The sequence below is a fragment of the Cecembia sp. genome, assembly GCF_007126775.1.
Taxonomy (GTDB): Bacteria; Bacteroidota; Bacteroidia; order Cytophagales; family Cyclobacteriaceae; genus Cecembia.
Map to the genome: position 1 here is coordinate 16,962 of NZ_SLAP01000099.1, position 12,905 is coordinate 29,866.

General features: G+C 39.9%; 12 protein-coding genes. 7 read left to right on the forward strand and 5 right to left on the reverse strand.

From position 1 onward, the window contains the following. The first annotated feature begins 257 nt into the window (after positions 1–257). Both QZT73_RS06285 and QZT73_RS06290 read left to right on the forward strand, forming a co-directional pair. Positions 258–716, forward strand: coding sequence for a (2Fe-2S)-binding protein (locus QZT73_RS06285; RefSeq protein WP_291787216.1), 459 nt, complete (start codon positions 258–260; stop codon positions 714–716). A gap of 1 nt (position 717) precedes the next feature. Then, a complete protein-coding gene (locus QZT73_RS06290; protein ID WP_291787219.1) occupies positions 718–2,877 on the forward strand; it encodes a molybdopterin cofactor-binding domain-containing protein in 2,160 nt (719 codons plus the stop codon). Between the two features lie 55 nt (positions 2,878–2,932). Here QZT73_RS06290 and QZT73_RS06295 read toward each other — a convergent pair whose 3' ends face one another. Beyond that, the gene (locus tag QZT73_RS06295) at positions 2,933–3,322 is read right to left on the reverse strand and encodes a hypothetical protein (RefSeq protein ID WP_291787221.1); all 390 of its coding nucleotides are present in this window, start codon (positions 3,320–3,322) and stop codon (positions 2,933–2,935) included. Positions 3,323–3,377: 55 nt separating this feature from the next. Here QZT73_RS06295 and QZT73_RS06300 point away from each other — a divergent pair, with 55 nt between their 5' ends. Continuing rightward, on the forward strand, positions 3,378–4,520 hold the full coding sequence (locus tag QZT73_RS06300; protein ID WP_291787223.1) for a cysteine desulfurase family protein: 1,143 nt from the start codon (positions 3,378–3,380) through the stop codon (positions 4,518–4,520). Positions 4,521–4,522: 2 nt separating this feature from the next. On the opposite strand, the gene QZT73_RS06305 is transcribed toward QZT73_RS06300, so the two are convergent. Next, a complete protein-coding gene (locus tag QZT73_RS06305) occupies positions 4,523–5,134 on the reverse strand; it encodes a nucleotidyltransferase family protein (protein ID WP_291787225.1) in 612 nt (203 codons plus the stop codon). Further along, positions 5,112–6,239 (reverse strand): XdhC/CoxI family protein, encoded by a 1,128-nt coding sequence (locus QZT73_RS06310; RefSeq protein ID WP_291787227.1) that lies wholly within the window; start codon positions 6,237–6,239, stop codon positions 5,112–5,114. Before QZT73_RS06310 ends, QZT73_RS06305 begins: the two co-directional genes overlap by 23 nt. Positions 6,240–6,392: 153 nt before the next feature. Here QZT73_RS06310 and QZT73_RS06315 point away from each other — a divergent pair, with 153 nt between their 5' ends. The 4 genes from QZT73_RS06315 (at position 6,393) to QZT73_RS06330 (ending at position 10,236) form a co-directional block, all read left to right on the forward strand. Next, on the forward strand, positions 6,393–6,851 hold the full coding sequence (locus QZT73_RS06315) for a cold shock domain-containing protein (RefSeq protein WP_291787229.1): 459 nt from the start codon (positions 6,393–6,395) through the stop codon (positions 6,849–6,851). Positions 6,852–6,935: 84 nt separating this feature from the next. After that, positions 6,936–7,412, forward strand: a complete 477-nt coding sequence (locus tag QZT73_RS06320) for a hypothetical protein (RefSeq protein ID WP_291784586.1) — start codon at positions 6,936–6,938, stop codon at positions 7,410–7,412. After that, positions 7,413–8,510 carry a hypothetical protein gene (locus QZT73_RS06325; RefSeq protein ID WP_291784588.1) on the forward strand — a complete coding sequence of 366 codons (1,098 nt, stop codon included), beginning with the start codon at positions 7,413–7,415 and terminating at the stop codon, positions 8,508–8,510. A gap of 100 nt (positions 8,511–8,610) precedes the next feature. After that, complete coding sequence (locus QZT73_RS06330) at positions 8,611–10,236, forward strand: M1 family metallopeptidase (RefSeq protein ID WP_291784590.1); 1,626 nt, start codon at positions 8,611–8,613, stop codon at positions 10,234–10,236. A gap of 166 nt (positions 10,237–10,402) precedes the next feature. On the opposite strand, the gene QZT73_RS06335 is transcribed toward QZT73_RS06330, so the two are convergent. Continuing rightward, complete coding sequence (locus QZT73_RS06335; RefSeq protein ID WP_291787230.1) at positions 10,403–11,287, reverse strand: glycosyl hydrolase family 17 protein; 885 nt, start codon at positions 11,285–11,287, stop codon at positions 10,403–10,405. A gap of 2 nt (positions 11,288–11,289) precedes the next feature. After that, the coding region (locus QZT73_RS06340) for an MFS transporter (protein WP_291787233.1) at positions 11,290–12,905 on the reverse strand (1,616 nt) is incomplete at its 5' end.

Genomic DNA, 12,905 nt, shown 5'->3' on the forward strand with positions numbered 1-12,905 from the left:
ATTTCTTAAAACCGAATAATTTCGTTTTAATTCTTTATACAATAGTTGTCTATCGGATGAATATTTGGAGCTTTGGGTGATCATACGTATTTCGGTCTATTTTGAGTCTAGCAATATAACGAAGATTCTGTAAAAATTATTTCCACTTACATTATTCAATTACTGTTCATCAAAATACCTATCAAATTCTATGCTTAAACGTCAAAAAATGCTAAAATTTTAATTAAATTGAGACCTATAAATCAACGTTTTATCATATGGCCAAATTTAATCTTAAAATCAACGGAAGTAATTATGATGTTGATGTAGAGGAAGACACTCCCTTGTTATGGGTATTGCGGGATCACCTTGGACTGGTAGGTACAAAATATTCCTGTGGGATTGCCCAGTGTGGGGCCTGTATGGTTCACATCAATGGTGAAGCTTCTTATTCTTGTACTCTGCCTGTATCCAGTGTTGGAAGTGATGAAGTTACTACAATAGAAGGATTGTCCAAAGACGGTGATCATCCCGTGCAAAAAGCTTGGGAGGATGTGGATGTGGCCCAATGTGGATATTGTCAGGCAGGTCAGATTATGAATGCTGCGGCGTTTTTGAAAAAAAACCCCAAACCTACCTTGGAAGAAATCGAAAATGCTATGAACAGGAACCTTTGTAGGTGTGGTACTTATCATAAAATCAGAGAGGCTGTTGCTCAAGCTGCAAAACTGAAATAATATGGAAAAGCTAATAAAAACAAATAGAAGAGATTTTCTTAAAGTAGCTGCAACTGCTACAGGTGGCTTATTCATCGGTTTTTACTGGTCAGGCTGTGACTCACCTAAAATGCAGGTCCTGACAGATGATGAAGTTTTATCCCAGGCTTTGGACTTTAACGCTTTCCTTTCCATATCACCATCAGGTGATATCGTAATTTATTCTCCAAACCCAGAACTTGGTCAAAATATTATAACTTCATTTCCCATGATCGTGGCGGAAGAATTGGATGCCGATTGGTCAAGGGTAAGGGTTTTCCAAGCCCCTTTGGACAATGATAAATACGACCGTCAATTAACCGGTGGCTCAGGTGCCATGCCGCATTCTTGGGAAAGACTTAGGAAAGCCGGTGCTACTGCTAGATATTTACTTTTAAGCGCAGCAGGGGAGAAACTTGGCGTATCCGCAAATGAACTAGAAGCCAAAGAGGGAAAGATCTACCAAAATGGCAAACAAAAATTTGAATTTGGAGAATTGGCTGCGGATGCTGCGAAACTCAATGCGCCAGATGATGTCAGTTTAAAAGATCCAAAGGATTTTAAAATAATTGGTACCCCTGTTAAAAATGTAAAGAATAGGGAAATGTTTACCGGTCAGCCGCTGTATGGACTTGATGTCTACAGGGAGGGGATGGTGAACGCGATGATTCAAAGACCACCCTTTGGTATGAAAATAAAGTCTGTCGATGATTCTGCCGCAAGATCTGTTCCCGGTGTTACAGATGTGGTTGTATTTAAAAACAACGTCGCCGTGGTGGGAAATTCCACCTGGCCTTTGATTAAGGCCAAAAGGCAACTAAGGGTGGAATACGAGCCAGATGGAGCAGTGGAAAGCAGTTTTGATCATGACCGCATCATGAAAGAAATGCTGGACAGCAAAAGTGCCCAGGTTATGAGAAAGGATGGAGATGTGGAAAATGCATTCAAAAATGCTGCACAGGTAATTAGCAGCGAATACCAATGTCCATTTCTTTCCCATTCACCGATGGAACCTCAAAACTTTTTCGCCCATGTGAATGGCGATAAAGTTGAACTAATAGGGCCAACACAAACACCTGATAGAGCGAGGATGGAAACTTCCCAATTATTGGGGATTCCAAAAGAGAACATCACCGTAGATATCACCAGATTAGGAGGTGGGTTTGGCAGGAGGTTAAGGGCTGATTTTGTTGTGGAAGCAGCTGAATTATCCAAAATACTTGACAAACCGGTAAAAGTTTCCTGGACCAGAGAAGATGATATGACCGGAGGTGCATATAGGCCGGCGGTTCGATACAGGTTCCAAGCAGCATTGGATGAAAATGGCAACATGATTGGATATAAATTGAGGGGAGCAGGCATCAATGCCGGTAATTCAACCCGTGAAAACAATTTTCCATCTGGATCAGTAGATAACCTGCTTATTGAAAATATAGAACACCGCTCGCCGATTACCACTAATGCTTGGAGGGCGCCAATTACCAACTTCCTGGCTTATGCCGAACAGTCTTTCTTGGATGAAGTGGCAATCGCCGCTAAAAAAGATCCTGTTGCCCTAAGATTAGAATTGCTTGACCGTGCCAAAAAGAACCCAGTTGGAGAGATACATTATGATATTGAGCGCATGCGTGGTGTAATCGAAACAGCTGCCGAAAAGTCCAATTGGGGTAAAAGCAAAGATACCATGCAGGGCTTTAGCGTATATTTCTCCCACAGATCTTATGTGGCCCAAGTAGCAGATATAGTGATGGAAGGTGGACAACCGGTATTGAAAAAAATAACCGCCGCAACAGATTGTGGAATTGTCGTGCATCCTACCGGTGCCAACCATCAGGTAAGGGGTGGTATAGTAGATGGTATGGGACATGCTATGTTTACCAATATGACCTTTGAAAATGGACTTCCTAAACAGAGAAACTTTGATTCATATAGGCTTATCAGAATGAAGGAAGTACCTGAAATTGAAGTACATTATGTTGATAGTGGATATGACCCTACTGGATTGGGAGAACCTGCATTACCACCTACAGGAGGTGCTATTGCCAATGCTATCTTTGCGGCGACAGGCAGGAGACTGAGAAGCCAGCCATTTATAGAACAAAAAGAGTTTTCTGATATCAAACTTCAAATCAGACGGACATAAGTTGCTTAAAAACCTATCACCTGAAACCCTTGACTTTCGTCAAGGGTTTTTTAATTCAGATCTCATCCATTTCTCTTTCAGGCCAATAAGGACCTGTTAAAATAATTTGGGATTTTGGAATTTGTAGGTCAAAATCAAGTTCCATTTGATCTTTCTCCTTTTCGTGAATATTAAGGCATGCGTTATAAAAAATCAAATCGAATGCTACCCTTATCGAACCTGAATTTTCCTCTCGAAAAAATGGGTCGCCTTGGACAATCACATTTTCTACCACTGCGCCTTGCTTTTTGAAATAATAAGACAAAAATATGCCTATATTTTTAGCGTTATCCTGCATCAATTGTAAAAGCAAAGATTTTGGATCATTGCCTGAAACTGAATCAATGATATTTAATTTCCAGTATTCCTGCATGATCAAATATACCCAAATTAGCCAAAGATTCATTTTCATTTGTGACATTAAATCTTAGCACTTACCTTGTTTTTGAAATTTTAAGCCAATGAATTATCCCATCTATTTGGATTATAACGCCACTACACCCTGTTTACCTGAAGTGGTAGAAGCCATGCTTCCCTTTTTTTCCCAACATTACGGCAATGCAGCAAGTAAGGCCCATCCATTCGGTTGGATAGCTGAAGATGCAGTGGAAAATGCACGGGAACAAGTTGCCGGATTGATTGGGGCAAAAAGTAAAGAAATTGTCTTCACATCGGGGGCAACAGAAGCCATTAATCTGGCCATCAAAGGTACTTTTGCATTCTTTAAAGGAGAAAAGCAACATTATATCAGTTGCCAAACCGAGCATAAAGCTGTTCTAGATACCCTTGAAGCCATTGAGAAAGCTGGGGCTGAAGTAACACTTTTACCTGTTGATGAAAAGGGCTGTATCGACCTTGAAACCCTCAAGAGCCATATTCAGGAGCATACTAAAATGATTGCCCTGATGTGGGCAAATAATGAAACCGGAGTGATTAACCCAATAAAAGATATCGCGAAAATCGCCAAAGAAAACGGTATCATTTTCTTTACTGATGCTGTACAGGCAGCTGGAAAGATACCGGTAGACTTAGCAGGTATTCATTTAATGGCATTATCTGCACATAAATTTTATGGACCAAAAGGAGTAGGGGCACTGTACATCAGACATAACCACCATCTTCCAAAACCTTTGCCAATACTGGAAGGTGGTGGACATGAAAAAGGATTCAGAAGCGGGACACTCAATGTTCCCGGTATAATAGGAATGGGACGTGCTGCCGAAATCCAAAGTAAATCCATGTTAGAAGACGCTGCGAAATTAGGGATTTTAAGAGATATTTTAGAAAATGAATTGCTCGGACTGGAAGGAGTTTACCTGAATGGATCTCAAGAAAACCGGTTGCCGCATGTAAGTAATATTGCTTTTGATGGGGTAGAAGGGGAGGACCTGCTCCGGTCCATTAATAAAAAGATAGCCGTCAGTTCTGGTTCTGCATGTACCAGTATATCCCCAAAACCTTCCCACGTACTGGCAGCAATGGGCAGAAATAATGACTTGGGAAGGGCATCCATACGGTTTAGCTTAGGTAAATTCACCACAGCAGAAGATATTTTACAGAGCGTTAATCATGTAAAAACTGTATTGGAAAGACTTAGAAAATGAAATTATTCCATTTTTAAAAGTGCTGCATAATCTTCCCAAGTATCGATATCGATGGCCGCAAGTGGATATTCTACTACGGCGGCTTCTTGTTTATGGATTTGGATGATTTTTTTAGCTCCTTCTTGCTGAGATAAAGCAAATAAATCTGGAAAAAAGGTTTTCCCGAATATGCAGGGAACTCCCAATGTACCATTATAAGCACAAGCGACAATCTCCTTATTTGTCATTGAAAATTTCCTGATCATTTGATTTAAAAGTAAGTGGTCCACATAAGGTTGATCTGCTAACATAAGCAAAACTGCATCCAGTATATTCGATTGCTGTAAATAGGAAAGTCCCAATTGAAGACTTCCTGACATACCCTTCTCCCAATCCGGATTACTGATCAATGGAATTTGACCAAAGTTCAATTTTCTTTTTATAAGATCTTCATTCCCTCCCAATACAAGGACAAAGCAGCAGCATTCGGAATTTTCAGCTGCCATTATTGCATTTTCAAGCAAACTCTTTCCGCGGAAATTAAGTAATTGTTTGGGTTCACCCAAACGTAAGGAACCTCCCGCTGCTAATATGACGACACCTATTTTCTTTTTATCCATGCTCATTCTCCTCATGGATGGGGCCGATTTTGTCCTTCAAATGGGTACCTGATTTTTTTGAAAGAACTGCATTGACTTCAGCAAGTATGGATAAAGCAATTTCTTCAGAACCTTCTGCACCAATATCAAGGCCTACCGGTCCAAAAATATTTGCGCTATTTGGTTTAATCCCTGATTTCTCAAGTCTATCCAAAAGTTTTTCAGTTTTCTTTTTGGGTCCAAGTATACCAATATACGGGAGTTTCCAAGCATGGATGCTACTCATTACCTGAAATTCATATTCAAAATTATGGGTCATCAGCAATGCAATAGTGTGATGGTCCCATTCTAATTTCTCCATAACTTCTTCAGGGCTTCCTATTAAAATTTTTGAGGCTGTTGGAAATCTGGATATGCTGGCCTGTTGTTTTCTCCCATCAATCAACCAAAGATCCCAGCCCAATAAATCTGCCATCTTAGCGAGAGGCTGGGTATCATTTCCTGCTCCAAAAAGTAAAATTCGGATAGGGGCTTTGATCACCTCATAAAAAACATGGAGCTCATCCAATTTTGGATAAGGTTTAATGATGTTTTTCCCCTCCTGTTCTAAAAAATTCACCATTTGATCCATTTCCGGCATCAAACTATGGGGAATAGAGGATTCGTCCCCAGAAAACTTCCCATTTTTGAACAAAAGTTTGGTGCCAATTTGCTGCTCTCTTGATCGCTTTAATGAAAATACAGTAAGCAAAACAGCATGCTTCCTATCTGAAAGTGCCTTGATCAAAAGTTCAATAGGATTATCTTTATCATCTACGTTGATGGGCTCGATCAGCACCTGTATGATACCGTTGCAACCCAAGCCAACACCGAATTTTTGATCATCTTCATCCGTGGTATCATATGTCACCAACATAGATTTTTGTTGAAAGATTACAGCCTGTGCTTTCCTCAAGGCATCTCCCTCCAGGCAGCCTCCTGAAATAGCACCTGTAAGTTGGCCCTCTTCTGTCACCAACATCCTTGCACCCGGTCTCCGATAGGCAGAACCATCCACCTTAACCACCGTGGCCAAAGCTGATTTCTGTTGATTGGCGATACAAAGACGATACGCTTCTATTATTTGGTACAATTCTTTCATTTTCCCTATTTGCCCACTAAGCTAAAAATATTTTCAAAGAGCCGAAAATATTTTGAAAAGACTGGAGAATGAAGCCTCCAATATTTGTAAATTCAACAATCATTTTAGAAATTAATTAGGAAATAAAAGTAAAAAAGGAGAATTTTGTACCATATGGCAAGATCGAGAGAAACATTTAGTAAAAAAGAAAAAGAAAAACAAAGAGCAAAAAAGAAACAGGAGAAAAAAGAAAAAAGGGAAGCCAGAAATTCTGACACAGACAAGTCAACTGATTTTGAAGACATGATTGCCTATGTAGATGAATTTGGAAATATCACTTCTACCCCTCCTGATCCGAACAAAAAAAAGAAGGAAATTGATCCCGAAACTATTGATATTGGTACTCCAAAAGCCAGCGAATTGGACGAAGAAGAAGGCGGTAGAAAAGGAAAAGTGACTTTTTTTAATGACTCTAAAGGTTATGGTTTCATTAAAGATGAACAAACACAGGAAAGCATATTCGTGCACATGAGTGGTTGTATTGATGAGATCAGAGAAAATGACAAAGTAACCTTTTTGACAGAAAAAACCCCAAAAGGCATCAGTGCCATTGAGGTAAAACTTGTTGAGTAAATCTTATTCTATTCAATGGCCTGGTAAAAATCACACAATTTTTCCCAGGCTTGTTTATTTCTATAATACAGCTTTCCCCAAAGTATGAGAATACCCTCTTTGGCTGATATTAAAAAAGAACTCAAGTACCTGAATGAAAAGGAACTTATCGAAGTGGTCATGGACCTGAGCAAGTTCAGCAGAGACAATAAAGCGTATCTTTTTTTTAAATTATTTGAAAGAGATAATCCCCGTCTATTTATTGAAATGGTCAAAGAAGAATTGGATCTGGCTTTTATGGATGCCAATACCAAACATTACCATGTGGCCAAAAAGTCGGCGCAAGCTATACGCAGAAAACTGAATAAAAACCTGAAGTTAAGTAAAAACAAAGAAGCGCAGGCCGAACTGATTCTGTATTTTTGCGAAAAAATGAAGCTGTATGGATACCTGGAATTCAGACACCCTGTAATTGACAACCTTTATAAAATTCAGTTAGGAAAGGCAGAAAAGTTGATATCGGGTTTGCATGAAGATTTACAATACGATTTCCGATTAATGATGGAAAATCTAAATGATTAAGTGAAAACCTTATTTTTATTTGTTTGCTTACTTGGTTTCATGCTACCTGTGGCAGGCCAAGAACTCAAGGTCAGTTTAAGGCCTATCGAGGTCCCTTTGCAGTCAACTGGTTATAAAATTGTAGAGGCTATTGATCTGAGAGCTAATAAAAGCAGCATAGGTGAGGTCCATTATTTCAAAGGCCAAAAGCGTAAGGTGACTTTTCAAAACTCCTTCGATCAATCTTTAATGGGTTTTTTCAGGTCAAGTGTGCAAGCAATTCCTGATAAGCCACTCCATATCCAAGCCAGAATTTATAGCCTTGGGGTATCAGAAAAACCGATCTCAGGAAATAATATTTATGAGGGCAATATTGAGCTGGTTATAGGATTTTTTAAAAAGGAAAATTCGGAACTGGTGCACCTGGTTGATTATACTGGTTCCGCCCAGTACAGAAGATCTCTCAACAGAATGGACATGATCGAAAATGTTGTCAACAGGGTATTCCACAATAGCTTGAACTATTTTGATACCTGGATGAAAATGCAGGTCATGGAAAACCGGGATTTGGCAAGGTCTGTTAGACTGGAGATTATTGATACACCTAAAACAAGTAACTCGGACACGGTGTATTATTCATCCAAGCGTCCATTGGTTTGGTCAGATTTCAAGGAATTCCCCCAAAGAAGCAGCCGTTTCAATGCCAGTATTTTTACAAGTTTTTCTGTGCAGGGCAAGTCTATGGTGGAATCCGGTGAAATCGTACAGCGTTTGGAGCTTGATGTTTATATGATTCCCTCGCAATCCTGGGTAAAAAATCCCAGTGATTATGCGCTGAATCATGAACAGCGCCATTTTGATATAGTACGTATTGTTGCGGACAGATTGATAAAGAGGCTAAATCAAGCAGAACTCACTCCTGAATGGTATGAGGCCACGATCAATGACCTCTATTTTGAAGCTTACAGGGAAATGAACAGACTTCAGGAAATTTACGATAAGCAGACCAGACATGGAATGGACACTGATGCACAAGAAAGATGGAATCGTATGATTGATGAGTCCTTGAAAGGGAGTTGGAAGAATATTGATCTGGTATTGGATGAAGCGAAGAAATGAACTACAAAAAATGAATAAATTTGTATGTTTTTGGCCTGCCCTTCAATGCATTTATTATTATTGTAAGTCAACCTTTCTTTCAACCTTTAGTACGAAGCTTATGCCCCGGTTACTTCTATCCTTTTCCTTTTTTTTCGTTCTGTCTCTTTCCTTTTCCCAACAAAGATTCACAAGGGCAGATAGCTTAAGAGGTAGTATTACTCCGGAAAGGGCCTGGTGGGATCTGAATTATTACCATTTGGATATTCAGGTTTTTCCAGAAAGAAAAAGCATATCAGGAACCAATACCATAAGGTATAAGGTAAGCAGCGAACATCAGCTCATGCAGGTTGACTTACAAGACCCAATGATGATGACAGCTGTCACTCAAGACGGGGAAAAACTGAAAATTAGCAAGGAAGGAGCAGCGCATTTTATTCATTTGGTAAAAAAACAAATTCCCGGAAAATTTGAAGAGCTGGTAATCTACTATGAAGGCCAACCTAAAGAAGCTGTCAGGCCACCTTGGGATGGCGGTATCACTTGGCAAAAAGATAATAATGGCAAGCATTTTATCGCTTCTTCTAATCAAGGAATAGGGTCCAGTGTTTGGTGGCCAAGCAAAGACCATCCAGCAGATGAGGTGGACAGTATGATGATCAGTGTTACAGTACCCAGAGGTCTCATGAATATTTCGAATGGCAGATTAAGAAAACTGGACAGGAAGGAGCATACAGATACTTTTCATTGGTTTGTCAGCAATCCCATAAATGATTATGGTGTGAATATCAACATTGGAGATTATGTCCATTTTTCTGAAAAATATCAAGGGGAAAAAGGGGAGTTGGATATGGAGTATTATGTACTCCGTGATAATCTGGAAAAAGCCAAAATACAGTTTCGTGATGCAGTACGGATGATGGAAGCTTTCGAACATTGGTTTGGCCCTTATCCTTTTTATGAAGACAGCTATAAACTGGTAGAGGCACCCTACTTGGGCATGGAACACCAAAGTTCCATTACCTATGGAAATGGTTTTGAAAATGGTTACCTGGGAACTGACCTAAGTGGAACAGGCTGGGGTATGAAATTCGACTTCATTATCATCCATGAATCCGGACATGAGTGGTTTGCCAACAACATCACTTACAAAGACGTGGCGGATATGTGGATCCACGAGAGTTTTACCAATTATTCTGAAAGTCTATTTGTGGATTATTTCTATGGAAAGGAAGCAGGGCAGGAGTATGTACGTGGAACCCGTACACGAATTGACAACAAACTGCCCATTATCGGTAGGTATTCCGTCAACCACCGAGGTTCGGGTGATATGTACTACAAAGGAGGAAACATCCTGAATACCCTTAGAGAGATCACCAATGACGATGAAAAATGGAGAAGTATACTAAGAGGCCTCAACAGTGAATTCTATCATCAGACCGTTGCCACCGAACAGGTGGAAAATTATATAGCCCAAGAAATTGGAATTGATCTTTCTGCATTTTTTGACCAATATTTAAGAAACAGTTCTTTGCCTGTACTGGAACATTATTTTTCCGATGAAAATACCCTAAATTTCCGCTGGACCAATTGTATCACTTCATTTGACATGCCCGTTGACCTGGAATTGGGGGAAATTAAAATCCGCGTTTTTCCTACTACAAAATGGGCAGAACTGAAAGTCGATCAAAGGTCTGAGGTGAAGGTGGATTTGGATTATTATGTAGGCAGTTTTAAGTTGAGGTGAATGGTGGACTTAGATTGTATTCCCCATAGCTAACAACCCTGATTTTCATGCTTAATCCAAAGCATCAAAGCAATGGCATAGAAAGCTTATCTCCATAAGAGGATATAAGCGTGAGGGGAATAAGAGTATTAAAATATTTATGGCGCTTAATTCTGATAATGGAGTACTAATACTTCAATTTCTCATCCTTATCCCACAATCCCCAATAAGCCCCTACATCGCCTTCTGTACCCACTTTCCAGGATTCGTCAAAAGAAGAGAAATAGTGAATGTCTATGGACTCTTCTTTTGACCAATTTTGGATATTTATAAAGTATTTCATAAAGTTTTCATCAGAGGGAACAGCACCGTAAAGGTTTGTTCCCTGGCTTGGCCATCCTGTCTCTGTAATGATCACCTTTTTACCATTTCCTGCCCTTAATGCCCTTTGGTACATATCCTTGATATACAATAGGGAGTATTCCAATGCACAACCTTCCCAGAATGGGTAACAATTTGCAAGAATTACATCACAGGCCTCGGTAATTCCAGGTCGGTGTTCAAATTCATAATATGCATCCACATAGCCTACAGGGACTCCTGGAATCGCATTCTTCACTTTGAGAATAAATTCCAACAACTGATCCTCAGTCAGGTCTTTTCGGTACATGACTTCATTGCCTACAGCTGCAATATCAACATAGCCCTCTTTAGCAAGTTTGATCAGGTTTTCCACTTCCTTCCGATTGATCTCTTCATTCTTTCCCAACCAAGCTCCTACCAATGTTTTGATTCCGAATTCTTTGGCAATTTTTGGAATGAGTTCGTTGCCCTCTGTACAGGAGAAAGAACGCACCCATTTGGTGTAAGGTCTGATAACCTCCAGTCTACTGCGAACCTGCGCTTCAGTAAGTTGATCTCCAGGTTGCTGACCTTCCACATATGGACTAAAGCATAGACCATGCATACCAGCTTGGATCATTTCCCTGTAAATTTCAATTAACTCATTTGAAGACAAACCTTGCAGGTTTTTCCCTGCAAGCGCCATAATTTTCTCAGCTTTAAATGACATCTCTATTGGTATTTTAAGTTTTCATTTTTATCCCATAGTCCCCAAGCTTGTCCCACATCTCCTTCATGTCTTACCTTCCAGGATTCATCGAAGGAAGAAAAGTAAAACATTTCCACATTTTCCTGTTGAGACCAATTATGAATATTGATAAAGTAATGCATAGCATTTTGCATTGATGGAAGGGCCTCTTTATTCCCTGTACCTTGATTTGGCCAGCCTGTTTCTGTGATGATTACTTTTTTGCCATTCGCCACATTCCGAGCAAGGGAGTACATTTCCTTCAAATGAGCAGATGCATGGGTAATATGGCTGCCTTCCCAGAAAGGATAGCAGTTGACCAAAACCACATCGCAAGCATCCACCAGCGCAGGATATTCTTTGAACTGATAATAGGCATCCACATAACCTATTGGAATATCAGGAATGGCTTGTTTCACCTGATGGAGGTAAGCCAATAATTCATCTTCTGTTAGTTCTTTCCTAAGCAATACCTCATTTCCAACCACAGCAATATCAACCAATCCCTGATTGGCCAAATGGATTAAGGATTCGATTTCCTTTTCATTATTTTCCTTGTTGCCGTCAATCCACGCCCCAACCATCGTCTTTAAGCCTTTGGCGCGTGCTGTTTTTGGAATAAATTCATTTCCCTGCGTACAGGAAAATGAGCGGATCCATTGAGTATGGGGAGCAATGATTTCCATCCTCCTCTTTATCTGTTCCTCTGTTAGATTTTCTCCAATGCTTTGCCCTTCTTGATAAGGACTGAAGCAAATGCCATGAAGCCCCGTATTGAGTATATTACTAAATGCTTTTTTTATTTCTATAGAAGGGTTATTGGAAAAATCAAAATCTGTTTCCAAGGTCTTGTTTTGAGTAAGAAATAAAGCATCCTTATTTTGATAAATAGAGGTGATATCTATGGGTTTGGTGTTTTTTCGGGCCTGTAATTCAGCACGGATCTGATTGGCTCTTGCTTCATCAACATCATAATCATGCATAAGGTACATAGCGATGATTGTTCCCAGCATTGGAAGGCCGGAAAAGAACAAGCGTAGACCAGTGATGGCACCTTCGGGCTGTACAGCCGCATTTCCATCGAAACCAACTACTGTTAATATAACTCCACTCAAACCTCCGGCAATGGCAAATCCGAACTTCACCATGTACCAATAAATGGCACCGAAAACTCCTTCTCGTCGGACGCCATAATTTAATTCATCAAGATCGATGACGTCGGCAGTCATGGACATCATCAATACAAAAAGACTTCCGATACCAAAAGAGTGAAAAGGAAGAGAAAAAATAAACATCCATGGTTTACCCGGTACAAAAAGGAACCATAAAGAAGTGTAACCTATCAAAGCAATGCCCTGGGATACCATGAAAGCGTTTTTCTTGCCAATCTTTCTGGACATCCTAGCCACAATCGGAATGACAATAAAAGTGGTGACCAAGGCACCAACACTCCCGAATATAGGAGTCCAGTAGCCAGCTGCTCCTGCATCACCCCTGAACAAATGCCAGACAACTATAAAAAATACAAAGCCTGCTACGGTATTGAAAGCATTGAATATAAAAAATGTGGATATACAAAGTTTTCTAAATGGTCTAGAGG

Coding starts and splice junctions, on each gene's coding strand:
- QZT73_RS06305 (WP_291787225.1), bottom strand. CDS start 5,134: ATGAGGAGAATGAGCATGGATAAAAAGAAAATAGGTGTCGTCATATTA.
- QZT73_RS06300 (WP_291787223.1), top strand. CDS start 3,378: ATGAATTATCCCATCTATTTGGATTATAACGCCACTACACCCTGTTTA.
- QZT73_RS06330 (WP_291784590.1), top strand. CDS start 8,611: ATGCCCCGGTTACTTCTATCCTTTTCCTTTTTTTTCGTTCTGTCTCTT.
- QZT73_RS06335 (WP_291787230.1), bottom strand. CDS start 11,287: ATGTCATTTAAAGCTGAGAAAATTATGGCGCTTGCAGGGAAAAACCTG.
- QZT73_RS06310 (WP_291787227.1), bottom strand. CDS start 6,239: ATGAAAGAATTGTACCAAATAATAGAAGCGTATCGTCTTTGTATCGCC.
- QZT73_RS06315 (WP_291787229.1), top strand. CDS start 6,393: ATGGCAAGATCGAGAGAAACATTTAGTAAAAAAGAAAAAGAAAAACAA.
- QZT73_RS06295 (WP_291787221.1), bottom strand. CDS start 3,322: ATGAATCTTTGGCTAATTTGGGTATATTTGATCATGCAGGAATACTGG.
- QZT73_RS06285 (WP_291787216.1), top strand. CDS start 258: ATGGCCAAATTTAATCTTAAAATCAACGGAAGTAATTATGATGTTGAT.
- QZT73_RS06290 (WP_291787219.1), top strand. CDS start 718: ATGGAAAAGCTAATAAAAACAAATAGAAGAGATTTTCTTAAAGTAGCT.
- QZT73_RS06320 (WP_291784586.1), top strand. CDS start 6,936: ATGAGAATACCCTCTTTGGCTGATATTAAAAAAGAACTCAAGTACCTG.